This is a genomic window from Opitutaceae bacterium, assembly GCA_041395105.1.
Classification (GTDB): domain Bacteria; phylum Verrucomicrobiota; class Verrucomicrobiia; order Opitutales; family Opitutaceae; genus B12-G4.
The window spans coordinates 1,267,501-1,291,143 of sequence record JAWLBB010000001.1; the positions used below are offsets into that span (position 1 = coordinate 1,267,501).

The window sequence follows — 23,643 nt, forward strand, 5'->3', positions numbered from 1 at the left end:
CGTATTGAGCTAACCAGTACTAATGACCCGAATGGTTTATTTTGCAGAAACGTTTTTCCGGGCGTTTGTTTCACCCCCTAAGTTCTTACCCTGAACTGATACTTTTCCCGACCCCGTGTCGGGATCCCAATTTCTGGTGACCATAAGCGAGGTGCCCCACCCGTTCCCATTCCGAACACGGCCGTGAAACCCTTAGCTGCCGATGGTAGTGAGACGCTAGGTCTTGTGAGAGTAGGTTGTCGCCAGGATCTATAGGCCCGGTTCTTCGAAAGAAGAACCGGGCCTTCTTTTTGGTGCAGCCCGGCAGGCCGTTTCATTACAGGGCGTCCTCGACCTTTTGTTCAAACGAGGGGAAACCCTTGACCTTCATCAGCCGAACGCCATCGGTGGAGGCTCGGGTGGTCCCGCGAGCATGAACACAAGATATTCAAGTGATCGATTCTTCTGGCAGGTGGTCTGGCTGACGCTCGGCCTCAAGGTCCTGCTGGCCTGGCTCCTGCCCATCACCGGGGACGAGGCCTACTTTGTGGTCTGGGGGAATCATCTCGACTACGGCTATTACGACCATCCCGGGATGACCGGCTGGTGGATCTGGGTGACGCTGTTGATCGACCAGAGTGTCCTGGTGGTGCGCTCGCCGGCGATCCTGGGGCCGATCCTGATGGCCTTGCTTATGCGCGGCTTCCTGCGGCGCATTGACCAGAAAACCGGGAATCTGGCGGCCGTCCTCTTCCTGCTTTCCCCGTTGAACGTGGTCAACGTACTCATGACCACGGACACACCGATTTTTGTCCTCTCCCTGGTTTCCGGCTGGTTTGTCTGGCGGGCGGAGCGGGGCGCGTCGAAGTGGAATTACCTCTGGGGAGGACTCTTTCTCGGGGCGGCCTTCTTCTCCAAGTACTTTGCCGTCCTGCTCGGACTTTCCTATGCGGTCTACCTCCTCTTCCGCCGGAAACCCAGGATCATCGAGCTGGGTCTCATCTTCCTCGGAGTGATTCCCTGGGCGGTGCTCAACATCACCTGGCTCTACTATCACTGCTGGACGAATATCATCTTCAATGTCTACAACCGGAATGAAAACGCCGGGTTCTCCCTGAACGGGGTGGGGCTTCTCGCGGCCAGCATTCTGATCCTGCTGGGTCCGGGCATCGTCGTCTTTCTCCTGCGAAGAGGCGCCGGAGTGGATCGGAAGCCGTGGCGGGAGGTCTGGAACCGGCTGAGGGAAACGAAGCTCGACCTCTTTGCCTTTTGCTTTGTGCTCCCTCAACTGGTTTTCCTGGCGGTTTCACTGGGCAAGATGGTGGGGCTGCACTGGTTGTTATCGTTCTACCCGTTCGTCTACCCGGTCCTGGCCCTGGCGTTCGGGACAAGTGGACTGGTGAGGCTGGTCCGTTGGACGGGCATCTATACTCTCGGCCTGACCGGCATCATCCTGCTTCTGCTCCTCGTGCCGAGGCATTGGGCGAAGTGGCACCAGTCCTATGATTCGATCGCCATGGGCAGCTGGCCGGATCGAGTCCTCTCCGCGGCCATCGACGCGGCGCCAGGGGCGCCCCTCGCCACAACCAGTTATGCCAAGTCGGCCCTGCTGGAGTTCCATGCCCGCGAACACGTCATGGTGATCGGTCCGAGTTACCTCCACGCCCGTGAGGACGACATGGTGACCGACTTCCGGCAACTCGAAGGCCAGAGCATTGCCATCGTCACTGCCGACCTGGACGAGGTGGATTCGTTCAAACCCTGGTTTGATCAGTCACAGGTGGTTCCGATCGAGGTGGAGGGGGCCCACTTTGTGGTCTTTGTCGGCGAAGGTTTCCGTTATGCCGATTACCGTGAACTGGTGCTTCGACCCGTGGCGGAGATGTACTACACGCTGCCGCCATGGTTGAAGCGTTTTTCCGGCTCCTGCTACTTCTGCGAGAAGTACGACCTCTGTCAGGACCCGGAACCGTAGATCGGAGCGGGCCGGACGGCGGCTGAGGGCGCGCGTCAATGACCGCTTCACGGTGCTTCGCATCGGGGTGCAAAGGCTCTCCTGCGGGTCATTCCCCGAAGACTCCAGGATGAGGCAGGGATTCTCCGCGGGGCATTCCCTCCATGCAGGGTCAGCGATCTGTGAAAACCCGTCTTCGAGTCACGGGGTGGTCGAGCTGCTTCCTGGTCATCCGATAGTCGTAGGATCACTGGCGCGACATCATCATGACCCGGCAACTCACCAGAGAAGGCATCCTGTTCGATATGGAGCGTCTGCCGGCCTCTCCCCAGCTCATTCCGCGACTGCAGCGGCTCGTCTTTGACGTGAACCTCAATCCCGATGATGTCCTGGATTCGATCAAGCTCGATCCCGGCCTGGCGGCGAAGATCCTCGGGGCCTGCAATTGCGCCGCCTTTGCTCCGGCCTGCCGCGTGGACAGCATTTCCGATGCGGTCACGCGCCTCGGCTTTGACGAGGTGTATCACCTGGTCAGCCTGTCTGTCCTGAAGGATGGGTTTCCCCGTTCTCTTCCGGCCTATCGGACGACGGCGGCTGCGATCTGGCATCAGTCATTGACGGCCGCCTTCCTGATGGAGGCGCTGGTCCGGGATGGGTCGGCCGAACCCAGTGTCGGCTACACCCTGGGACTCCTGCACCGGGTGGGTGCGTTCTTCATCGATGGTCACCTCAGGCGGCAGAAACAGACGGTCCGCTTCCAGATCGACGATCCGGCCTACCTGGAATGGGAGGAAAATGAAGTCGTCGGATTGAGCAGTGCGGAAGCCGGCAGTCTGGCCATGGAGGCCTGGGGGTTCCCGCCCTCACTTTACCAACCGGTCCGCTTCCAGGGCGATCCCGGGGGATGCCCCGATTTTCCTCTTTTGGCGGGAAAACTGAATCTTGCGGCCAATGTAGCCGCACTCCTCGAGCAGGGCGACCCGGGTCCGGGTGGCGTCCATCCCCTCGTAGCCCATCTCCTGCATTCCAGGGATGAGGCGCTCATGCGCCTGGTCGATGAGGTGCGCCGGAAAGTGGCCCGGGTGGAAGCGGCACTCAACCTTTGACCGCACCGCTGGTCAGGCCGGAGATGAACTCCTTCTGGAGGAGCAGGAAGATGAGCATGACCGGGGCGATGGAAACAAGGGTGCCGGCTGAGATCATCCCGTAATTGGTCTGGTAGAGCCCGCGCAGTTGCGCGATGGCCACGGAGAGCGGGAACTTGTCGGGATCCTGGAGGACGATCTGCGGACCGATATAGTTATTCCAGGCGCCGAGAAAAGTGATCATGAGAAAGGCGCCCATCATCGGGCGGACGATCGGCATGACCACGGAGAAGAAAATCCGAAACTCGCCGCATCCGTCGATCCGGGCTGCCTCGAGCAGTTCCTTGGGCACGGAATTGAGCATGGCCTGTCGGAAAAGAAAGAGGCCGAAGGCCGGTGCAATCGCCGGGAGGATGATCCCGGCGTAGGAATTGATCAGGCCGAGGTGATAGAGGAGCTGGTAACCGGGAGCGATCAGGAGCGGTCCCGGGATGATCAGGGCGGAGAGGACAAGGGCGGTGATGAAGGTGCGGCCCGGGAACTCGAATTTCGAGAGGGAATAGCCGCCCATCGCTCCGCAGATGGTGGCGAGAATGCTGATTGATGAGGCCAGGAAAATCGAATTCGTGATGTTCGTGGCGAAGTTCAGCTCGGTGAAGAGGCTGTGGAAATTCTCCAGCGTAAGGCGGTCCCAGGCCACCCCGAGAAAGCCCTCACCCATGGGCAGGAACATGAAGGTGAAGTAATCGGCCTGTGACTTGAGCGCACCGCAGATCAGCCAGAAAAAAGGAATGACCGTGATGATGGTGAAGAAAATCAGGGTCGCGTAGAGCAGGATGGTGGCGAGCTTCTTGGCGGAAATGGGCATGGGGAAAGAAAGAAGGTCGGGGTCAGTTCTCTTCCTGGCGACTCAATCGGCGCTGGACCATGGCGAGAAACACGAGGATCAGGGCAAGGACCCAGCCGATGGCGCTGGCGTAGCCCAGGTCGCCGGTCTGGAATCCGGTCTGGTAAAGATTCATCACGATGGTCAGTCCGGACCTCTCGGGGCCGGCGCCCTGGCCGAGCAGCAACCAGGGAAGCTCAAAGAGCTGGAAGGCGCCGATGATGGAAAGAAGCACGACAAAGCTGGCGATCGGTTTGATGGCGGGAAGGGTCACGTGGTAGAACTTCTGCCACGCGGTCGCTCCATCGATGGTGGCCGCCTCCTCCAATTGTTTGTCCACATTCTGCAGGGCGGCCAGGAAGTAGATCATGTTGAAGCCGACCCACATCCAGAGCGACGCCAGGATGATCGCCGGCATGACGAAGTGCGGATCCTGAATCCACGGGAAATCCAGATCAAATCCGATGAGGCGGTAGAGGATATTGTTCAGCAGACCGGTCCGTTTCTGGAAGATGACACCGAAGATGACGCCGACAAATACGGCGCCCACCAGGGCGGGCGAGAAGAAGACCAGCCGGAAGAACCCACGCCCTTTCATGTTTGGCCGGTTCAGCATCAGGGCAAGGCCGAGAGAGAGGGGCAGTTGCAGCAGGACGGAAGCCGCCGCAAAGATGACCGTGTTGCGGGTCGCGACCCAGAAGATGGGGTCGAGCATCAGGTTCTTGAAATTGTCGAAAAAGACGAATTCCGAATAGCCCGGACCGAATGTCTGCTGGGTGGCCAGTATGACCGACTGAAGCAGCGGGTAGATGACGAAAGTCCCGAAAACCAGGATGAAGGGCGCGAGGAAGACATAGGGAGCCCAAACGCTGTGTGTGCGGTAGTTTTTCGCCATCAGGATTCGTCCTTTTTCAGGAAGACGTCGCGATCGACCTGCCGCGCCACGTTCTCGTGGGCGATCTTGAGCAGTCGATGAGCCTCTGGAATCAGTGCTTCCGGGTCCGTGATTCCTGCATTGCCGGCATGCTGGATCAAGCGGCTGAAGGCGATGCCGACTTCGTCGGTCGCCAGCTCGAGAAATGGCGATGAGGAACGAATCGGGACATTCGGCGCCTGATTGACGAAGAGCCGGCCGTTGGGCTGGTTCGAGTAGAAGGGATCGGGTTGATCGTAGATCGGATCGTCCCAGATGGTCTTGACCGGAGAGATGATATTGGCGATCCGGAACAACCCGCGGGCAATTTCCCGGTCCGAGTAGAGCTTGACCGCGACCCGCAAGGCATCGTCCGGATGGGGATTTGATTTCGGAATGCCGATCATAGTCCCGCCCATCACCGTGGTTCGTCGGCCACCCTCTTCCCAGGCGGGCAAAGGCATCAGTTTCAGTTTGCCCGAGAGAACCTCCATGTAGGCCTTTTCGGATCCAGCCCTCCAGTCCGGCGTCAGCCAGGCCAGCACATAGCCGTCCATCTGCAATTTGCGTCCGGGACCATCATTCAGGGTCTTGTCTGCACTGAGCTTCCCGGGTCCGGCCGCCGCCCAGACCGCAAACTTGCTCAGCACGCGGGCGTTGAGTTCGGTATCCACCGTAATGTTGCCTTCAGTATCGAAGAGGTCACCCCCTGCCTGCATGATCAGTGGAACGATGATGCCGCCGTTGGTCTCGGGCATCTCGAGAACGAACTGGTCGGGCCGACCATCCCCGTTGAGGTCTTTCACCAGCGGCCGCATCGCCTCCATGAACTTGTCCCACGTGTCGAGTTCGTCCACGTTGATCCCGGCCGCTTCGACGATGTCCGAGCGGTAGGTCAGCAGGACCGGGTGGACGTCGTGAGGCAGGCCGAAGATGTGCCCCTGGGCGGTCCACCCGGAAAACGAGGGCTCATTGAACATCTCGTAGAGGCCGGTCTCGTGCAGGATGTCGGTCAGGTCGGTGAAGCCGACGGCCTCGATCGGCCCGCGCCATGCCTTCTTGGCGATGCCCGTATGAACCTCCAACAGGTCGGCGATCGGCGTGCCCGTGAAGAAACTCGACATCATCCGCCTTTCGAGCGCCTGACCTTCAAGGAGAAGCACGGTCACGTTCTCTTCCCCCGTCTCCCGCCAGTGATCGGTCACGGGCTTGTAGAGGTTGTAGTGCAAGTCGGCAAAGACCCAGAACTCCATCCCTTCGATCTCGGTTCCCTTCCGGTTCAGGACGATGAGTGTCGATACGACCGCGAGGACGGCGATGACAATGAATCCCGCGGAAAACCGGTCGGTGATCTTGTCGAGTTTGAAGGCGGACATGAAGGCAATCAGCTGGCGGGCGGAGGTATCGCGGGGTGAACGGGGCGGAGTTTGGAAACCGTCCGGGCGTAAGGCGAGTCTGAAAAATCGCCGGCCGGTCGAGTGGGTTTTTTCATTTTCCTTCCACCGACCGTCGATGCGGTGCATAACCAGGCACCATGAACGCGTCGCTCCCGATAGCCGTTTGCATCCTGGCGACGTTCCCGGCGGAGACGGGATTGACGATGGAAGCAGTCTGGAAGGAAACGGTGTGGAGGGGAGAGGCCGCCCATGAGGCGCGGACGGAGGAATGGCGTGCGATCGTCTCCTCCCACCGCGGCCGTCTTGTCCACTTTGGACCTGTCGAGGACGGATCCAATCTCCTCTACGAGAGTCCGGAGGCGGCGGCCCTCCTCCCGGGGGGTGATTTTCCGGAATGGGGTGGTCACCGTTTCTGGCTCGGCCCCCAGAAATCCTGGGAGTGGCCGCCGCATCCAGATTGGGAATACAGCCCGGCCGCGGAGGTCGTTGTCGAGGGAGAACGGCTCGTCGTGGTCATGCCACGCACGGACGATCACTATCCGAAGCTGACCCGCGAGTATTTTTGGAGCGGGGATCGACTCGGGTGCCTTGTTCGCTGGTCGGTCACGGATCGTCCCTATTATGCGATGCAGATCTTCGCGGTGCCTTCCTCGACCCGGGTGGAGGCTGAACCGGTGCCAACCGTCGACGTGCCCCTCGGGTTTGTCCGGGTGACCTGGGACTTCCCGGAACGACCCGCCGTCCTGCCTCCCGGTGCGGTGGCGGAACCGGGAGGATTGCTTGTTCTCAGGCCGGCGGGGGAATCGGTGAAACTGGGGTTCCCGCCACAGAAACTGCGGGGTGTCTCCGATCGATTCATTCTCCAGGTATCCCCGGCGGCAACGACCGGCCGGGTTATTCATCCACCGGATGCCGGGTTTCTCTCCCAGGTCTGGGTCTGTTCGGCGGGCGGAGCGGTGGTTGAGATCGAGCAGATCTCACCCTACCTGCTTCCGGATGGGGACGAGGCTTCGAGCCTGGTTTTTCTCGAAGGGATTCCGACGGAGGGTTCCTCCTGATTGCAACAGGCGTTTCCTGCGTTCTTGCCAATCGCCGCCCATCCTCGTTCTCTCGAATCTGCGTCACCATCCGGGATCAATCTTAAAATGGCAAAACCATCCCAACGCCCCTCCGTTCTTGTCGCGGACGACCAGGAAGATGTTCTCAAATCGCTTCGCCTCATGCTCAAGGCGGAAGGGTATGAGGTGGTTTGTGTGGAATCACCTTCCGAGGTCCTGCGGGCGTATCGTGACCGACCTTTTGATCTTCTCCTCCTCGATCTCAATTACACGCGGGACACCACCTCGGGCCAGGAGGGACTGGACCTCATACGGGAGATCCTGCAGATCGATGCGCAGGCGGCGGTCGTGGTCATGACGGCCTGGGCGACCATCGACCTTGCGGTTGAGGCGATGCGATTCGGAGCCCGCGATTTCATTCAGAAGCCCTGGGACAATGCCCGACTGCTGACCATTCTGCAGACCCAGCTTGCCCTGCGTCGCGCCATCACTCGGGGTGAGCGTCTGGAAAGTGAAAACCGTCTGCTGCGCGAACAGGCAGAGGCGCCCCTGCTTGCCCGTTCTCGAGCCATGCAGCCCGTTCTCGACATGGTGGAGCGGGTGGGGCCGTCCGACGCCAATGTACTCATCACCGGAGACAACGGCACCGGCAAGGGTGTCTTCGCCCGGGCGATGCACGCGGCTTCCGAGCGGGCGGATCGTCCGTTCATCACGGTCAATATGGGCGGGCTGTCGGCGGGCGTTTTCGAGAGCGAACTCTTCGGTCACGTCAAGGGCGCGTTTACCGACGCCAAAGCCGACCGGGCGGGTCGGTTTGAATTGGCCGACGGTGGCACCCTCTTCATGGACGAAATCGGAAATATCCCGATGGAGCAGCAGAGCAAGTTGCTGCGCCTGCTTGAGACGGGAGAATTCGAACGCGTCGGTTCGTCCCGGACACTCAGGGCCGATGTCCGGATCATCAGCGCGACGAATTCGGATTTGGAGAAGGCGGTCGAGGCGGGCACTTTCCGGCAGGACCTCCTCTATCGGTTGAATACGATCCACCTGCATCTGCCCCCGCTCCGCGAGAGAGGGGAGGACATCCGGCTGCTGGCGGAGGATTTCCTTAAGCGGCATCGCAAACGCTACTCCAAGCGGATCAGCGGGTTCGGGGCGGAGGCACTCAAGGTGATGCAGGAGTATGATTGGCCCGGCAATGTCAGGGAACTCGACCATGCAGTCGAGCGGGCCGTCCTTCTTTCTCGAGGATCCGAGATCCGGCCCGAAGACCTCAATCTGCAGCCCGCCCGGAGTCCATCGGCCAATCTCGACGAGATGAGCCTCGATGATCTGGAGCGCTACCTCATCCAACGAACCCTGACCCGCAACGGGGGAAACGCGACCCGGACGGCCGAAGCCCTCGGCTTGAGTCGCAGTGCATTCTACCGGCGCCTTCAGCGCCTCGGACTCTGATGAATTGCCGACTTGTTCCTCATTTAGGAGAGGGTTCACCCTCGATCAGGCGTGGCATCGGGCCACAAAGACTCTCCTGCAGATGTCCTTTGCCGACCCGCTCGCGGTCCATTGACATGAGCGAGGCCACCCTTGCAACCGGTCTCTCCGACCGCCGCCGCCGTCCGGTCTCCTTTGAAAAGAAGGTCTGGCGCATCGGTCTGCTCTGCGGACTTCCCGGAGTGGTGGCTGTCCTCATCCTCCTGCAGACCGGAGGTTTTTCCGGGAAGACGGTCTTCACCGTAATCTTTCTCATGACCGTCGCCTGGCTGGGGTCTGTCTACCTGCTCTTCAAGAGAGTGGTGCGGCCGATCCAGACAGCCGCCAATATGCTTTCGGCCATGCGGGAGGGGGATTTCTCCATGCAGGCCGGATCGGTCGATGAGGAGGACGCTCTTGGCCAGTTGATGGGCGAGATCAATTCCATCTCGAACCTGATGCGTGATCAGCGGCTGGGGGCGGTCGAGGCCGGTGCCCTGCTCAACAAGGTGGTTGAGGAAATCGATGTGGCCTTCTTCACTTTCGACCCGCAGGAGCGACTGAAATCGATCAATCCGGCGGGCGAGAAACTCCTGCTCAAGTCTGCCTCCCAGGTCGTCGGGATGAGTGCGACGGAACTTGGGCTCGAAGCGCTCCTGCATGGAGATATCCGGCGGCCGATCGAATTCGCCTTCCCGGCGCGATTCAGCCGCTGGGGCTTCAGTCGGGGCGGCTATCGGGATCATGGCATCCCGCAGACCCTGCTCCTGGTTGCCGATCTGAGCCAACCCTTGAGGGAGGAGGAAAGGATGGCCTGGAAGCGCCTCATCCGCGTCCTCGGGCATGAACTGAACAATTCTCTCGCTCCGATCAAGTCGCTTTCCACCACCCTGGCCGGAATCGCCCGGATGGACCCATTGCCTGAGGATTGGCGGACGGACATGGCGGAGGGACTCGAAGTGATCAGCGGGCGTTCGGAAAAGCTCAGTCGGTTCATGGAGGGTTATTCGCGAATCGCCCGACTGCCCCCGCCCAATCGCGAACGCCTCGTGGTCGGAGACTTTCTCCGACGGCTGGCCGCTCTGGAGACGCGGGCTCCGGTTGCCATCGTGGCCGGTCCCGATTGCGCGATAGAGGCGGACGCCGGCCAGCTGGAACAGTTGGTCATCAATCTGCTCAAGAATGCGGTTGAAGCCGTCTCGGAGACCAATGAAGGCGGTATCCGGATGGGCTGGACGGCGGACCGGGATGCCGTCGAAATCTGGATTGAGGATGATGGACCGGGAATTGCCAATCCCAGCAATCTCTTTACGCCGTTCTACAGCACGAAGAAAGGGGGGTCGGGAATCGGGCTTGCGCTGTCACGCCAGATTGCCGATGCCCACGACGGCACCCTCACCATCGCCAACCGGCAAGACGCGCGGGGTTGCCTGGCCCGCCTTCGCCTTCCCGTCCGGGCGGTCTGAAGGCAGGTTGCGAAACTGTCCCGATTTTGGGACGGAATCTGTCCGGATTTCGAGACAGTCGGGGGATGGGGGCGGATGCCGAGAGAGCGGTCGGAATTTTAAATATCAGCAGATCAAAGGATTGGGGGATCGGGTGTCGATCTGGTACGATCTCTGGTTAAGAAGAGTCAGTCGAGGGCGGACGACCGTCCCTCAATCAAGCTGATCATGAATGCTTCCGCCAACTGTCTCTTCGTCCCACCTGCCCTCACCCGGGTATCACTGTTCGGTTCGATGGCCCCGCACCTGCCGAGGGAGGTGATCGTGAATGATGCCGGAACGGTGGAGTCAAACCGGTCCGAAGAAGCAGCGGAAACCGAATCGGTCGAAGACTGTGAGTATTCCGTGTGGGACTGCTTCTGAACCGTGATTGAACAATTGAGCCCATTTCAAACCGGGGACGGTTCGCGCTTCGACTTTACGTCGGAGCGGACGAAAACTGCAGCTCCTTTGAGCTACGCCAGGAATAGGGGTCGACCCGACGGACCAGTCTGCTTGAATTCCGGTTCAACGAAGCGGACTTTCCCTACTTCCCGGAATGCAGATCCCATGAACAACGGTCCCTCTCCCCTGATTCGTCTCGAAGGCATCACCAAGGTTTTTGCGGTTGATTCGATCGAGACCCACGCCCTTTCCGGTATCCATCTGGAGGTGACAGACGGGGAGTTTCTCGCCATTGCCGGACCGTCGGGATGCGGCAAATCCACTCTCCTCGCCATCATCGGCCTCCTCGATTCGCCAAGCGCGGGGCGTTATCTGCTCAATGGGGACGATGTCTCCAACCTGAGCCTTGAACGGCGGGCCGGTATCCGCAATCGCGACGTCGGTTTCATCTTCCAGAGCTTCAACCTCATCGGTGACCTCTCGGTTTTCGAGAACGTTGAATTGCCGCTCATCTACCGCGGGATCAAGCCGGCGGAGCGGAGGGCGCGGGCCCTGGATGCGCTCGACCGGGTCCAGATGAGCCATCGCAAGAAGCACCTGCCCAGCCAGCTGTCCGGCGGACAACAACAGCGGGTGGCCGTGGCCCGCGCCCTGGCCGGCGACCCCCAGATCCTCCTGGCCGATGAGCCCACCGGCAATCTCGATTCGAAGAATGGCGACATCGTGATGGATCTGCTCCGGAAACTCAATGAGGATGGATCAACCATCTGCATGGTCACTCACGACGAACGGTATTCCCGTCTGGCCCGCCGGATCGTTCATCTTTTTGACGGGAAAATCGTCGATGAAACCCTGGGAGGAGGCCCGCGTTGACCGCCATCTTTGAGAACCTCCGCCAGGACCTGCAGTTCGGCTTCCGAATGATGGCCCGGCAGCCCGGCTTCACCGCCATGGCGGTCCTCGCCCTGGTCATCGGCATCGGTTTTGTCACCGCGCAGTTCATCGTCTTGAACGGCTTCTTTCTGCGGCCGTTGCCGTTTGATGAAAGCGACCGACTCCTCGCGGTGTCTCCGGCCGGAGGCAGCGACCTGGCACATCGGAACAATACGGAGTTGTTCGATCTGGATTCGTTTCTCCGGTTCCGGGAGAAGCAGACGGCGTTTGAGGGAATGATCGGCGGTTCTCTCGGAACCATCAATGTGAGCGACGGCACCTTTGCCCAGCGTTATGACGGGTCGTTCATCACCCACAATTTCGATGAAATTCTCAGGATCGGACCCGCTCTCGGTCGGGCCTTTGACGAAGCCGATGCCCGGTCCGGCGCCGAGCCGGTCATTCTGATCAGCCATGCTGCCTGGATTCGCGATTTTTCGGGCGATCCGGGGATCGTGGATCGTCCGGTCGTGATCAACAGCCGCCCCGGGCGAATCATCGGAGTGATGCCGGCCGGCTTCCATTTCCCGGAAAAGGAGGATGTCTGGATGGTCCTCACGGAAGATGCGCGGGCCTCGGACGCGAAGGGCCAACCAATGGTCAAGGCAATCGGGCGTCTTCGGGACGGCGTGTCCATGGATCAGGCCCAGGTAGACGTTGACGCAGCCTTCGTTTCGATGGCCGACAGTCTGCCGGATTACCTGGGTGAGGTGGATCACCTGGATCTGGAGTCTATTCAGGCTTCGATCATTGGAGCGACAACGGTGAAGACCCTCTGGGTCATGATGCTTGCGGTCGTCTTTATTCTGCTGATCGCCTGCGCCAACGTGGCCAACCTTCTGCTCGCCCGGTCGGCCGCCCGGGGCCGGGAACTGGCCATCCGCAGTGCCCTTGGAGCCACCCGCCGGCGGATCATCCTGCAGATGCTCAGTGAAAGCCTGGTGCTTTGCCTGCTCGGGGCTGCCGGTGGCGTCATTTTCTCGGTCTGGACCGTCGATTGGCTGGCGGGACTCATCCGAACCGCGCAATTGCCTTATTGGATCGACTTGTCCTTCGACGGGCGGATCCTCTTCTTCGTCTGTCTCGTGACGGTCGCCAGCGCCCTGATCTCCGGCTTTGTGCCGGCCTGGAAGGCGTCCAGTCTTGATGTGAATCTGATGCTCAAGGATGGTGGTCGGTCCATCTCCGGCCTTCATCTCGGGGTCTTCACCAAGTGTCTGATCATCGTGCAGGTCAGCCTGTCCTTCGCCCTCCTCATTCTGGCGGGACTCATGCTCCAGTCCGTCAATGTCCAGGCGAGGGCAGACCTGCCCTTCAAGCCCGGCGATGTTCTGGCCGCCCGTTTCGGACTCTTTGTCGGTGAGTATCCGAAAGATGAGGACGTCATTCGGTTCGCGGACAAACTGAGTGACCGCCTGTCGAATTACCGTGGAATCGCTGGAGCCTCCGTCACCACCCGCCAGGAATTCTCGCCGAGCCCGGAATGGCTTTTCCGCACCACCTCCATGGCGGATGATGATGAGGATTTCCCGGCCCGGGCGGACGCGATCCTCCCCGGATATTTCGGGGCGATCGGGACGGAGTTGGTGGCGGGGCGTGACTTTTCCGCCGAGGATACCGCGGCCTCCGAGGCGGTTGCCATCGTCAACGAATCATTCGCCCGGCTTCATTGGGCGGAAGGCCCGGTCCTCGGGCGACTGGTCGGAGTCAAACGGGAGGACGGCGAGGAGCATGTCTGGGCCAAGGTTGTCGGAGTGGCTCCCGATCTGCAGATGGAAGGGTTTCAGGCCGGGACCGGCGCCGGGGCGGGGACCGGGGCGGGTCTTTATCTGCCGCTGTCCCAGAAGCCCAGCCGCTTCATGACGGTGGTTCTTCGCGGCGGTTCAGGCATCGACTCCCGCTCCCTGGTTCCGATTCTTCAGCAGACTGTTCATGTCCTGGATCCCAATCTGCCGCTCTACTGGGTGAGGACACTTCAGGCATCCATTGACCTGAGTCTGACCGGGAACCGGATCATCACCACCATGTTCATCTGGTTCGGCCTGGCCGCCCTCTTCCTAGCCGCGATGGGCATCTTTGCCGTCGTCACCTTCTCCGTCAATCAGCGTCGGGTTGAGATCGGGATCCGGATGGCACTGGGTGCCCGGGTCTCCGACATCAAGGCGTTGGTGGTGCGTCAGGGGTTTGTCCAGCTCCTGGTCGGCCTGGGTCTGGGTTCCGTGGTTTCTGTTGCCCTGAGTTCGCTCCTGCGTTCTGCCTTGATTGGGATCCGATCGGACGATTCGGTCACCTACCTGCTCTCGATGGTCATTCTCACCCTGGTCTCCACCGCCGCCTGGATTCTTCCGGTTCGCAAAGCGGTCCGGGTCGATCCCATGATCGCCCTGCGCGATGAATAACGGTAGCCGCGGTGCCGGATTCGAGGTCTCCGCGGGCCGGAAGACGCGGTTGCCGGGATCCCCGGGAAACCATCCCGGGAGGTCTTTCGGTGTTTTTCCCGCGAAATTTGCATTGATTCCCCCCGGGGATGGGGTAAGACGGAGCCCTATGCCTAAGTCATCCTCTGCAAAACCTGCCAAGAAAAAGGCCAATGCCGCCTTTATGAAACCCGTTACCCCGGACGATAAGCTCGCTGCCATTGTTGGAAGCAAGCCGCTGCCTCGCACGGAGCTGACCAAGAAACTCTGGGATTATATCAAGAAGAACAACCTTCAGAATCCCAAGAAGAAGACCGAGATTGTCGCCGACGCGGCCCTCAAGGCTGTCTTCAACGGGAAGAAGTCGGTCACCATGTTCGAGATGACCAAACTGGTCTCCGGTCACGTCAGCTGATCCTTTTCCCAGATGGACTTTTTGAGCCCGCCGGTTTTCGGCGGGCTTTTTTTTGCCCTGCCATGAGCCGTCTGTCCGGAGTTATCTGTACTTTGGCTTTTGTCCTGGCCGCGGCTGCGGGCGAGGATCGCAGCGCGGATCATCCGCCCTGGACCGGAGACTGGCCGGCGGCGGTCGCGGCGGCGCGGCGTCAGGTATCTGTGGATACGGATGATTCCGGCGCGTGGCTCTCGCTCGGGCGGGTCCTCTTCGAGCAGGGCCGGCCGGAGGACCTGGACGAGGCGCTTTCCTGCCTGGAGCGGGCGGTCGAGTTGGAACCGGAACTCGCCGCCGCCTGGTTCTGGCTCGGACGGGCCGGAGGTCAGGCGGCGGGGGGCGGTGGAGTGCTCAACCGGATACGGCTGGCCGGAAAGGCCAGGGCCGCCTTCACCCGCGCGGCGGAACTTGAGCCCGACAGCTTCCAGTTCGTCTATGCGCTGGTACAATTCCACCTCCAGGCGCCGGCCATGGTGGGAGGCGATCGCCAGAAAGCCGCGGCACTGGCCGCGGGATTCAATCCCGGCCGGCCCGAGGAACGAGCTTTGCTCGTGGCGGCCGTGCGCCTGGCCGGCCGGGATTTCCCGGGACCGCTTGAGCAGCTCGATCAGGTCGGTCCCTTTGCCGATCGGTTGGTCGCGGAGACATGGCTGGTCCTCGCCGGTCAGCTCGGGACGGCGCTTCTCGATCGGGGTCGTTGGCTGGAGGCGGCCGAGGTCTGCCAGCGGGTAACCGGGCGGTCACCCGAAACCGCCTCCGGCTGGCTGGGCCTCGGGCGGGCCCTGGCCGGGCTGGACCACGCTGCGGAAGCCGAAGCCGCCTGTCGGCAATGCCTCGCTCTGGCCCCCGACGGCCCGCTGGCCGACGCAGCCAATGCCGTTCTCGCCGGATTGCGGGTCGAAGTCGGTGAGTGACCGATCGGAATGGAATGCGGCACTTCCGTTCTTCGCCCGTCCCGGTCACGCAGGTCTGGGCCGAGGCGCAACGCACGCTCGGGGAGGCGGCCGCCCCACACTAGAAGGTTCCGGCCCCCAGGGCTTCCTGGAATCGGTAGAGGGCGGTTTTCCAGAACCGGGTCACCCCGCCGATGGCCCAGATGTCGTAGTCGACCGTCGAAGGTTGTCCTGCATTGGTCCATCGACCGGCAAACCATCGACGGAATTCGTCGAGGGCGGGTCCCGGATTTTCGAGCAGGAGATCCGATTCGAGATTGAGATCGCCGAGATTGCGCCGGGTCCAGTTGGCGGAACCAAGCAGAAGGACCGGAGGACGACCGTCCGCTGGGATCACCGCCATGGCCTTGGGGTGAAACTGCTCGCCCCTCGTATCCGCCCAACGGATCTCAATCGGGTGGTCCCGGCCCAGCCTCATCAGCTCGGCCGCGACCGGACGATTGGGGATGCCGTTCTTTTCCCGCCCGAAGGCGTCGCGGTTGGCATCGAGTATCAAAAATATGGAGACATCTCTCCGGACGGCCGCCTTGAGCGCGTCGATCACCATCCGGTCGGAAAGGTAGAACATCGCGATTTCGATGCGGTCGCCGCTCCCGGCTCGCTCCAGCTGATCGACGACCGCTTCGCGAATCCGGCTCTCGGTCAGCCAGGTGGCCCGGGCTGTCGCCTCGTCGACCAGATAGTCGTCCCAGTCCATCAGGGTCCGTTTGAGGATCGCCGCCACCGTCGCATCCAGTCGTCCGGGTTCGTCCTCCAGCACGGTGCCCTCCCGGGCCGACCATCGGATGACCGAAAGCTCCGTTCCGAGCGCGGCCTGGGCAACCGGACCGGTCAATTGCACCGCCAGGTTGGAGTGGGCGGCACTCCCGTTGGCCGGATTCAGGCTTCCGGCGGTCAGTTCAATCCCTCTCTCAGCTGAACGTGTGACCAGGATCTTGCGGTGATTGGCCTTGAAGTAAAGAAGGTGTCCCATCTGGCGCAGGGAAATGGGGCCGAGATCGGGGTCGAAGGGATTGCCAATCCAGCGACGATCGAGAAGCCCGGTCGGAGTGAGCAGGGTCGAGAGGATCGGTCCGTAAAACCGGGCCGGTCTGGCGTAGAGAAAATTCGAATCGGCCAATCGGGTGAGGTCGGTGAAAACGACCGGGATGCCCGCTTCGGCCATCATGGCAAAGAATTCCGGCTCATCGTTGCCGTAGATGCGGTTGATCGGATCGGTCAGGACGACGATGGGCAGATCCGGATCCTCCAGCTTGCGCGCGATCAGAGCCGCCGCCAGCTCTTCGGCGAGATCACGGTGGTTTCCCCGGACGGCGCCTTCCCAGGGATTCCAGAGAAAGAAATCGGCGCAGATGAAGTCATCGGCCCGGGCGATCTGGTCGAGCAACGCATCAAAGATGGCATGGTCGAGGACCGATCCTTCCGCATCAGGCGGGTGGCTGGTCGAATCGATGAGGAGGTGGATCCGATCAGGCGGGCAGGGAAAGGATTCGGATCGGACGGCAAATCCCGCCGTCGGGGGGGTGGGGCCGGGTAGCAGATAGGGAAGGACGATCAGAAGAAGGAAAGCCGCTCCGATTCCGAAACGGAGCCTGCGTTTCCACCTGGGGAGCCCACCTTGTTGTTCTGTTTTCCGCGTCATCGTGTCTTTGGGGAAACCTTCCTGGATCCCGGCCGGGCTTCAAATGTCAGGTAAGTGGTGGAGGCGGTGGGTGGGGCGGGCGCAAAATCGCCGTAGATTTCGATCCGGTCGAAACCCGCAGCCGTGAGAAGCAACTTGAATTCCTCGAGCCCGAACCAGCGGATCTGATTCCGAACCAGAGTCTGATCCAACAGTTTGCCGTCCGGGTCGACGATCTCGTAGCGATTCCAGACGGTCAGTTCCTGATGGACCGGATCCACGGTCATCGATTCGTGGCAGAGCACGGTGCGTTCTTTGGCCAGAGGGGCGGTCGACCGCAGTTTCCAGGTCCGTTCGTCACCCGCCCGGATCGACTCCCAGGGCAGAAAGAGGGAAATGATCAGCCGGCCACGGCTGGTCAGATGGGTGCGGATTCGCCGCAGGGCGGCAAGGGATCCCTCGGTGGTCAGAAGGTGTTGGAAGGAGAACCCCGGGATGATGATCCGGTGGTAGCGTTCCGTCAGACTCAGTGCTTCGATGGTCTGTTGGTGAAGCCCGGCTGAAAGACCTTCGTTCTCCAGTTTCTCCCGGCAGAGGGCCAGCATGGTTTCCGATGCGTCGATTCCGTCGCCACGCCAGCCTTCCTTGAGCAATGGCAGGAGAATCCGTCCGGTCCCGCATCCCAATTCGAGCAGGCGGCCGGTCGGGGGTCCCAGAAGCCAGCTGAAGAAAGGCAGATCGTCGATCTCTTCGCTCCAGATGGCATCGTAAACCTCCGCGGCGAGTCCGCGGTAGTCTTGAAAGGGGCCGATCACGTCCAGACCCCCAATCCGATCAGGGAAGCCGTGGCTTGCCCCGCCCAATCCCGGTTGGCGGCCGGACTGGCCGGGCTGGGGTGGAGGATACGTCCGATCTTCACCTGATTGCCGAGAACCTCCCGAGCCCGATTCTCCGCAAAGGCACCGACGCCGATGACCCACTCGGGCTGGATGATTCCGATCAGCTCGCCGAGATGCCGATCGCAGATTCTTGTCAGGGCCTGTGACTCAGCGGCCGGCAGTTTGTCCGGAGTATGATTGCGGCCCGTCTCCTCGAGGAAGGCCAGCGGGCAGTAGTTGACTACGAAGTGATCGGAGAAGAACGCCTCGGGCGTTCGAAAGCGCTCGGCAAAGAGTCCCCAGAGTCGGCGGCCGCTCACTTCCGAGCGTTTGCAGGCGAGTCCCTCGATGCGTCGTTTCGGATGCTCGTTTTCGGGGGCTTTCGCGGAGGTGCGGATGCCCAGCCAGTCGCGGACTGTGGGAACTTCGCCGAAAGGGATACCCGTCTGGACCATGCCCCAGGGGCCCGGGTTCATGCCGAGGAAAACCGCCTTGATCGGACTCCGCAGGTAGCGCCGAAGATACTCGGCCTGGGCGTCCCACGCATACTCAAGCGGATTGTAGACGTGGGTGACCGGAGGCCCAAAAGTCATGGCCGCAAGGGCCTCACGCAGGCGCCGGGAGGCGGCCAGCGCCGCCTCCGCGGCGGGCGACTCCCCGGCCCCTGCTCCATCGGCGATTCGTGTCATCTTCCCTTTGTTAGGGGTTGTCCGGTTCGTTGTCGATCTTCCGAGACAGTCTCTCCGGGGACGGGAAATCGGTAGGAAAAGTTGCGCCGTTGGCCATCCCGGCTATCCCTCGGTCTGTGGACGGTTTTGGCGCGTTGGAGGTCAATCTCAAGATCCCCGATCTCTGGCAACAGGATGCGGTCCGGGCACTCAATCAGGGCTTCGATGTGGTGGTGGATGCGCCGACCGGTGCCGGAAAGACCTATATCTTCGAGTTGATGGTCGAGCAGGGCCTCCGGCGGCAGGCGGTCTTCACGGTGCCGACCCGCGCTCTGGCCAATGACAAACTCATCGAGTGGCGGAGCCGGGGATGGAATGTGGGCATCGCCACCGGTGATGTCGCCGAGAATCTCTCGGCGCCTGTGGTCGTGGCCACCCTCGAGACCCAACGATCGCGGTTCCTGCAGCGGGATGGTCCGGGGCTTCTTGTCATCGACGAATACCAGATGCTGGCCGATTCAGTGCGCGGAGTCAGTTACGAACTGGCCGTCGCCCTGGTCCCCGCCGAAACCCAATTGCTTCTCTTGAGCGGGAGCGTGGGCAATCCCGAGGATGTCGTCGGCTGGCTGAACCGGATCGGCCGAAAGGCTGTCCTTGTCTCCCATCGTGAGCGCCCCGTTCCCCTCGATGAGGTCCATCTCGACAGCCTTCACGAACGTGTGCCCGACTGGGTCCGGGGATTCTGGCCTCGACTGATCGCCCGTGGGCTCATGGCAGACCTCGGACCGATTCTGGTCTTCGCACCCCAGCGAAAGGCGGCGGAAAATCTCGCCCGGCATCTCGCGGCCGCCCTGCCGGTCACCGATCCCCTCATCCTGTCCCGGGAACAGAAATTGCTCGCCGGAGAGCGCATGGAGAAGCTCCTCCGCAGCCGGATCGCCTTTCATCACAGCGGACTGGGTTACCACCAACGCGCCGGGGTTCTGGAGCCGTTGGCCAAGGCCGGACAGCTTCGGGTGGTTGTCGCGACGACGGGCCTGGCCGCCGGCATCAATTTCTCGATGCGCTCAGTCCTTGTCACGGAAGTTGAATACACGGCCGGGCACCTCCAATGCCTGATCCGGCCCGATGAGCTTCTCCAGATGTTCGGCCGGGCGGGGCGACGCGGGCTCGACGAAATCGGCTATGTCCTGGTCGCTCCGGATCGACCGCGGCTGGCCGACGCCAGGCGGCTGGTCGTCCGCCGTCCGGCCACCCTCGAATGGCCCAGCCTCTTGGCCGTCATGAAATCCGCGGCGGTTCAGGGACGGGATCCCTTTCCCGCCGCGCGGGAGCTGGCGGGTCGCCTCTACACGGAGAATGTCCCGCTTCTCGGAATGGAGCACAGCGTCGAGACCGGTCCCATGCCCTGTGGTCTGCGGATTGATGCCCACCGCGCCCGGCATGCCAGACCCCTCGTGGTCGAGATGCTCGATTCAAAGGGAGTCTGGGTCGAGCGCCCTGAGCCGGAACCGGTTGAGCTGCGAAACGTGCTCAGACGCGTGGGGGATCGCTGGCGTCCAGCGCTGGGCGATCCGACCACCCTCGATGGAATCGGTCACGGCACCCTCTGCCGACTCGAGTCAGGGCGGGGACGCGCTTATGGGCGGCAACTGACGGTGGCGGTGCGCGTCGCTGGACAGGAGGGTCTTTTCCGGCTCTCCCGACCGGTTTTGCGGGCTCTTGCCCCGGACGAATCCGGAACACCGCGAACAGTTGGGACACCGCCGCGCCGGCGGGAGGCCCCGGAGGCGGACGTTCGGCAGATTGTGTTGAACGTCATCGCGACACTCTCCGGAGGAGGGCAGCTCTTCGACCTTGTCGAGCATTCGGGTCAATTGGTCGCGAGGGTCGGCTATGGTCACATCCGGGTCACGGCCTATCGCGACCCACATGAGTGTGGCCTGATCGATCCGCCCGATCGGAAGGCCTATCCCATCGAGTGCCAGCACTGTCTGGAGCGGCCGGTCTGTGAACATGAGCTGAATCCGCGGAGTTCCCCGGCCTCGGCCTGGAAGCGCCTCGGGTTGATTGACTCGGCGGGGCACCCGACCCGGCGCGGTGAGATTTTCAGCTATTTCCATCACGGAGAAGGTCTGGCGGTGGCGGCCGCGCTGGAGGATCCCGACTATCCCATCGACGAGATCATCTCCCATCTCGCGAACCTTCGGGCGGGTCACCGCTTCGAGGACCATGCCCGGACCAGTTCCCGCCTGGCCCGTGCCTGTCGGGATCGCTACGGGGAAGCGTCCTTTGAGGGCTACCTCCATCGAGGGTTGCCCATTCACTACGGTGATGGCGCGGCAGAAGTGCTCGCGGAAATTGCGGCCGGCGCTGGCAGAGGACTCTTCAGCGATGTCCTGCGCCCGGGCGACGTGGAACGCGCCCGCCTTGAGTGGTTCAGCCTCCTGCGCCATACCGTCCATGCGCCGGATCTCGCCTGGGATCGCTGGCGTTCCCTCAAGGCGGCAGCCACGCGGTTGATCGACCTGTCCGGAACCACCCTGGAAGTCATCCACCCTCCGCCCTTGACCCCCGCCCAGACAGGACGGGTCTCTCATCGGTTGCGCTTCCGATAGTGGAAGGAGTGCCCGGCAGGGAATCCTTCGGCGGCTGCATTGAGGCGCGGACCCTCTCCTGAGATTCCACCTTTCGAGATGCCTGCCTCGAAGCCCTTTTCCGAACCTGCGTTCCCGATGTTGCTCTCCCCACGGCTGCTCGCTTTGATCCCGATGTGACCCGCACCGATCAATTGGAGGAATTGAAACCGACGTTCTCCCCGCATCGGTTGCGGGCGATGGTGGCGGCCGGTCTCACGCTGCTCGTCGGGACCGTCTCTCTTCCGGCTGCCGAGTCATCCCATCGGCCGCTCCTCGTCTTTGCCGCCTCCAGTATGGCCGACGTTCTTTCGGAGATCGGACGGGATTTCGAGTCGGCTCATGACGTGAAGGTCCGCTTCAACTTTGCCGCATCCTCGATCCTGGCCCGCCAGATCGCATCGGGTGCGCCGGCCGACGTCTTCCTCTCGGCCGATGAAGCGAAGATGGACCAATTGGAGAGGCAAGAATGGCTGGTCGCCGGATCACGAATCCGTCTGCTGGGAAATCAACTCGTCCTGATCGCCCCTGTCGGGCAATCGCTGGTCGTGGATTCGTTTGCGGCTCTGGCCAGGCCGGAAGTGACCCGAATCGCCCTGGCCGATCCCCGCTCGGTGCCCGCCGGGATCTATGCGCGCGAGTATCTGGAGGACATCGGGCTCTGGGACGTCGTCGAATCGAAGGTGATTCCCCTGGCCAACGTGCGTGCGACCCTCTCCGCGGTCGAATCCGGAAATGTCGAAGCCGGGATGGTTTACCGGACCGACGCCGTCCGCTCCACACGGGTCCGGGTCTGTGCCGTCGTTCCCCTGACGGACGGACCGGTTATCGCCTACCCGGTGGCGCAGATCCGCCGTGACGTCCCTCATCCCATGGCAGGACTCTTTGTTGCCTCCCTTTTCGAGCCTTCGGCCGCCGGGGTTTTCCAGCGCCACGGTTTCCGCGTCCTGAACCCGCCGACCGCGCTGCCGTCCCCCCGAAAGGCGGAACTCCCCTGATGGACGTTGCGATTCTGACTGCGCTTCGCCTTTCCCTGGTGGTGGCCTTGTCGAGCACCGTCCTGATCCTGCCCATCGGACTGGCCCTGGGGTGGCTGATGGCGCGGCGGACCTGGCGGGGCAAAGTGGTGATCGAGACATTGGTCACCCTTCCCCTGGTGGTCCCTCCGGTCGCGACCGGGCTGATCCTCCTCTGGTTACTCGGCCGACAGGGTTTTCCCGGGGGGTGGCTTCATCAGACCTTCGGAGTCGATATCGTATTCACCCGTTACGCCGCGATCCTGGCCGCGGCGGTCATGGCCTTTCCGCTGCTCGTGCGCAGTTGCCGTTCCGCCTTTGCCGAAGTTGATCCCCGGCTTGAGCAGGTCGCCCAGACGCTCGGCGCAGGCTTCTGGCGGACGTTCTTCACCATCACCCTGCCATTGGCTTCGCGGGGCGTCCTCGCCGGGATCGTTCTCGCCTTCGCCCGCGCCCTCGGCGAGTTCGGCGCCACCGTGGTGGTGGCCGGCAACATCCCAGGTGAAACCGCCACCCTTTCGCTTTCCATCTACAGCCTGGTCGAATTGGGCCGCGATCGCGATGCCCTCATCCTGATGGGGTTCTCCGTCGCGCTGGCCTTTCTCGCCGTGGTCGGCAGCGAGATCATCCACCGCAGGAAAGGAGGACGGCCATGAAGCTGGAATTGACGGGCGTTGAGTATCCGCTTTATAACTACATATTGAAGCTGGATCTGGTCATCCGCGGCCGGGTGACCGCGGTATTTGGTCCCTCCGGGGCGGGCAAGACGACCGTTCTCGATCTGGTTGCCGGGTTGAAAACGCCGTCGGTTGGGCGCATCCGTCTCGGGGAGCGCCTTCTGACCGACATCGAAGCGGGCATCCGCATGCCGTCACGGCACCGCCGGATCGGGTATGTCGTCCAGGATGGCGCCCTGTTTCCCCATTTGCGGGTCAGGAGCAACCTCCTCTATGGACAGCCAGGATCGACATTGGGTCGCGGCAGTATCTTCGACTTCGATCATGTGGTCGAGGTCCTGGAATTGTCGGGGCTTCTCGATCGATCGATTGCCGGGCTCTCCGGCGGCGAACGTCAACGGGTGGCCCTGGGGCGAGCCCTGATCTCCCGTCCGGAACTCCTGCTCCTCGATGAACCCCTCGGCAGCCTCGACCGGAAATTGAAGGCGCGAATCATCCCTTACCTCATCCGGGTTCGCGACGAGTTTGCCGTTCCGATGCTCGTGGTGACTCATGCCCCCGACGAAGTCGCCGCACTCTGCGATCAGGTTGTCCTGATGGAGGCGGGGAGGGTGGTGGGTCATGGGAATCCGTCGACCTGGTTCGAGCCCGATCCTGAACCCGGCTGGCGACGGCGCGACGACACCGACATGGGTCGGCAGGCGGGGGGCTTTCCTGTTTGACGGAGTGTGGGGATCCATCCCCCACACTCTGTTGCAT

At 62.0% G+C, this 23,643-nt stretch carries 20 protein-coding genes and 2 rRNA genes (1 of these 22 only partly in view); 16 read left to right on the forward strand and 6 right to left on the reverse strand.

The window, feature by feature from the left end; all coding sequences use genetic code 11:
- From R3F07_04990 to R3F07_05005, 4 genes are all read left to right on the forward strand, one after another.
- Nucleotides 1-44 (forward strand): 23S ribosomal RNA (locus R3F07_04990); it begins 2,881 nt to the left of the window's first position.
- Nucleotides 45-132: 88 nt separating this feature from the next.
- Nucleotides 133-248: ribosomal RNA gene (gene rrf / locus R3F07_04995) — 5S ribosomal RNA — on the forward strand.
- A gap of 164 nt (nt 249-412) precedes the next feature.
- Nucleotides 413-1,954: a glycosyltransferase family 39 protein gene (locus tag R3F07_05000; GenBank protein MEZ5275716.1), complete on the forward strand. Its 1,542-nt coding sequence runs from the start codon at nt 413-415 to the stop codon at nt 1,952-1,954.
- Between the two features lie 245 nt (nt 1,955-2,199).
- Nucleotides 2,200-3,039 carry an HDOD domain-containing protein gene (locus tag R3F07_05005; protein MEZ5275717.1) on the forward strand — a complete coding sequence of 280 codons (840 nt, stop codon included), beginning with the start codon at nt 2,200-2,202 and terminating at the stop codon, nt 3,037-3,039.
- Here R3F07_05005 and R3F07_05010 read toward each other — a convergent pair.
- From R3F07_05010 to R3F07_05020, 3 genes are read right to left on the reverse strand one after another with little or no spacing between them, the layout of a single operon-like run.
- Nucleotides 3,029-3,886: a carbohydrate ABC transporter permease gene (locus R3F07_05010; protein MEZ5275718.1), complete on the reverse strand. Its 858-nt coding sequence runs from the start codon at nt 3,884-3,886 to the stop codon at nt 3,029-3,031. The genes R3F07_05005 and R3F07_05010 overlap by 11 nt on opposite strands.
- 22 nt (nt 3,887-3,908) lie before the next feature.
- Nucleotides 3,909-4,799, reverse strand: a complete 891-nt coding sequence (locus R3F07_05015; protein ID MEZ5275719.1) for a sugar ABC transporter permease — start codon at nt 4,797-4,799, stop codon at nt 3,909-3,911.
- Nucleotides 4,799-6,193, reverse strand: coding sequence for an extracellular solute-binding protein (locus tag R3F07_05020; GenBank protein ID MEZ5275720.1), 1,395 nt, complete (start codon nt 6,191-6,193; stop codon nt 4,799-4,801). The genes R3F07_05015 and R3F07_05020 overlap by 1 nt, the downstream gene beginning before the upstream one ends.
- A gap of 158 nt (nt 6,194-6,351) precedes the next feature.
- On the opposite strand from R3F07_05020, the gene R3F07_05025 reads away from it, so the two are divergent.
- The 8 genes from R3F07_05025 (at nt 6,352) to R3F07_05060 (ending at nt 15,349) form a co-directional block, all read left to right on the forward strand.
- Nucleotides 6,352-7,272 (forward strand): hypothetical protein, encoded by a 921-nt coding sequence (locus tag R3F07_05025; protein MEZ5275721.1) that lies wholly within the window; start codon nt 6,352-6,354, stop codon nt 7,270-7,272.
- An 87-nt stretch (nt 7,273-7,359) separates the two neighbouring features.
- Nucleotides 7,360-8,727: a sigma-54 dependent transcriptional regulator gene (locus tag R3F07_05030; protein ID MEZ5275722.1), complete on the forward strand. Its 1,368-nt coding sequence runs from the start codon at nt 7,360-7,362 to the stop codon at nt 8,725-8,727.
- Nucleotides 8,728-8,843: 116 nt separating this feature from the next.
- Complete coding sequence (locus R3F07_05035) at nt 8,844-10,211, forward strand: ATP-binding protein (protein ID MEZ5275723.1); 1,368 nt, start codon at nt 8,844-8,846, stop codon at nt 10,209-10,211.
- 207 nt (nt 10,212-10,418) lie between these two features.
- Entirely contained in the window at nt 10,419-10,613 is a 195-nt protein-coding gene (locus tag R3F07_05040; protein MEZ5275724.1) for a hypothetical protein, read from the forward strand.
- A gap of 186 nt (nt 10,614-10,799) precedes the next feature.
- Nucleotides 10,800-11,507 carry an ABC transporter ATP-binding protein gene (locus R3F07_05045; GenBank protein MEZ5275725.1) on the forward strand — a complete coding sequence of 236 codons (708 nt, stop codon included), beginning with the start codon at nt 10,800-10,802 and terminating at the stop codon, nt 11,505-11,507.
- A complete protein-coding gene (locus tag R3F07_05050) occupies nt 11,504-13,966 on the forward strand; it encodes an ABC transporter permease (GenBank protein MEZ5275726.1) in 2,463 nt (820 codons plus the stop codon). Before R3F07_05045 ends, R3F07_05050 begins: the two co-directional genes overlap by 4 nt.
- Nucleotides 13,967-14,168: 202 nt before the next feature.
- Nucleotides 14,169-14,399, forward strand: a complete 231-nt coding sequence (locus tag R3F07_05055; GenBank protein MEZ5275727.1) for an SWIB/MDM2 domain-containing protein — start codon at nt 14,169-14,171, stop codon at nt 14,397-14,399.
- Nucleotides 14,400-14,461: 62 nt separating this feature from the next.
- Complete coding sequence (locus R3F07_05060; GenBank protein MEZ5275728.1) at nt 14,462-15,349, forward strand: tetratricopeptide repeat protein; 888 nt, start codon at nt 14,462-14,464, stop codon at nt 15,347-15,349.
- 100 nt (nt 15,350-15,449) lie between these two features.
- Here the strand turns inward: R3F07_05060 and R3F07_05065 are convergent, their stop codons facing one another.
- From R3F07_05065 to R3F07_05075, 3 genes are read right to left on the reverse strand one after another with little or no spacing between them, the layout of a single operon-like run.
- A complete protein-coding gene (locus R3F07_05065; GenBank protein ID MEZ5275729.1) occupies nt 15,450-17,030 on the reverse strand; it encodes a phospholipase D-like domain-containing protein in 1,581 nt (526 codons plus the stop codon).
- The gene (locus R3F07_05070; GenBank protein MEZ5275730.1) at nt 17,027-17,824 is read right to left on the reverse strand and encodes a class I SAM-dependent methyltransferase; all 798 of its coding nucleotides are present in this window, start codon (nt 17,822-17,824) and stop codon (nt 17,027-17,029) included. The genes R3F07_05065 and R3F07_05070 overlap by 4 nt, the downstream gene beginning before the upstream one ends.
- Complete coding sequence (locus R3F07_05075) at nt 17,821-18,576, reverse strand: single-stranded DNA-binding protein (GenBank protein MEZ5275731.1); 756 nt, start codon at nt 18,574-18,576, stop codon at nt 17,821-17,823. The genes R3F07_05070 and R3F07_05075 overlap by 4 nt, the downstream gene beginning before the upstream one ends.
- Nucleotides 18,577-18,692: 116 nt before the next feature.
- On the opposite strand from R3F07_05075, the gene R3F07_05080 reads away from it, so the two are divergent.
- The 4 genes from R3F07_05080 (at nt 18,693) to R3F07_05095 (ending at nt 23,606) form a co-directional block, all read left to right on the forward strand.
- A complete protein-coding gene (locus R3F07_05080; protein ID MEZ5275732.1) occupies nt 18,693-21,173 on the forward strand; it encodes a DEAD/DEAH box helicase in 2,481 nt (826 codons plus the stop codon).
- A gap of 155 nt (nt 21,174-21,328) precedes the next feature.
- A complete protein-coding gene (gene modA / locus R3F07_05085; GenBank protein ID MEZ5275733.1) occupies nt 21,329-22,189 on the forward strand; it encodes a molybdate ABC transporter substrate-binding protein in 861 nt (286 codons plus the stop codon).
- The gene (modB, locus tag R3F07_05090; GenBank protein MEZ5275734.1) at nt 22,189-22,863 is read left to right on the forward strand and encodes a molybdate ABC transporter permease subunit; all 675 of its coding nucleotides are present in this window, start codon (nt 22,189-22,191) and stop codon (nt 22,861-22,863) included. Before modA ends, modB begins: the two co-directional genes overlap by 1 nt.
- Nucleotides 22,860-23,606, forward strand: coding sequence for an ATP-binding cassette domain-containing protein (locus tag R3F07_05095; GenBank protein MEZ5275735.1), 747 nt, complete (start codon nt 22,860-22,862; stop codon nt 23,604-23,606). The genes modB and R3F07_05095 overlap by 4 nt, the downstream gene beginning before the upstream one ends.
- The last annotated feature ends 37 nt before the right edge of the window (nt 23,607-23,643 follow it).

Excerpts from the sequence above, each read along its gene's own strand:
- R3F07_05000 (MEZ5275716.1), top strand. The coding sequence starts at position 413 with ATGAACACAAGATATTCAAGTGATCGATTCTTCTGGCAGGTGGTCTGG.
- R3F07_05005 (MEZ5275717.1), top strand. The coding sequence starts at position 2,200 with ATGACCCGGCAACTCACCAGAGAAGGCATCCTGTTCGATATGGAGCGT.
- R3F07_05010 (MEZ5275718.1), bottom strand. The coding sequence starts at position 3,886 with ATGCCCATTTCCGCCAAGAAGCTCGCCACCATCCTGCTCTACGCGACC.
- R3F07_05015 (MEZ5275719.1), bottom strand. The coding sequence starts at position 4,799 with ATGGCGAAAAACTACCGCACACACAGCGTTTGGGCTCCCTATGTCTTC.
- R3F07_05020 (MEZ5275720.1), bottom strand. The coding sequence starts at position 6,193 with ATGTCCGCCTTCAAACTCGACAAGATCACCGACCGGTTTTCCGCGGGA.
- R3F07_05025 (MEZ5275721.1), top strand. The coding sequence starts at position 6,352 with ATGAACGCGTCGCTCCCGATAGCCGTTTGCATCCTGGCGACGTTCCCG.
- R3F07_05030 (MEZ5275722.1), top strand. The coding sequence starts at position 7,360 with ATGGCAAAACCATCCCAACGCCCCTCCGTTCTTGTCGCGGACGACCAG.
- R3F07_05035 (MEZ5275723.1), top strand. The coding sequence starts at position 8,844 with ATGAGCGAGGCCACCCTTGCAACCGGTCTCTCCGACCGCCGCCGCCGT.
- R3F07_05040 (MEZ5275724.1), top strand. The coding sequence starts at position 10,419 with ATGAATGCTTCCGCCAACTGTCTCTTCGTCCCACCTGCCCTCACCCGG.
- R3F07_05045 (MEZ5275725.1), top strand. The coding sequence starts at position 10,800 with ATGAACAACGGTCCCTCTCCCCTGATTCGTCTCGAAGGCATCACCAAG.
- R3F07_05055 (MEZ5275727.1), top strand. The coding sequence starts at position 14,169 with ATGAAACCCGTTACCCCGGACGATAAGCTCGCTGCCATTGTTGGAAGC.
- R3F07_05060 (MEZ5275728.1), top strand. The coding sequence starts at position 14,462 with ATGAGCCGTCTGTCCGGAGTTATCTGTACTTTGGCTTTTGTCCTGGCC.
- R3F07_05065 (MEZ5275729.1), bottom strand. The coding sequence starts at position 17,030 with ATGACGCGGAAAACAGAACAACAAGGTGGGCTCCCCAGGTGGAAACGC.
- R3F07_05075 (MEZ5275731.1), bottom strand. The coding sequence starts at position 18,576 with ATGACACGAATCGCCGATGGAGCAGGGGCCGGGGAGTCGCCCGCCGCG.
- modB (MEZ5275734.1), top strand. The coding sequence starts at position 22,189 with ATGGACGTTGCGATTCTGACTGCGCTTCGCCTTTCCCTGGTGGTGGCC.
- R3F07_05095 (MEZ5275735.1), top strand. The coding sequence starts at position 22,860 with ATGAAGCTGGAATTGACGGGCGTTGAGTATCCGCTTTATAACTACATA.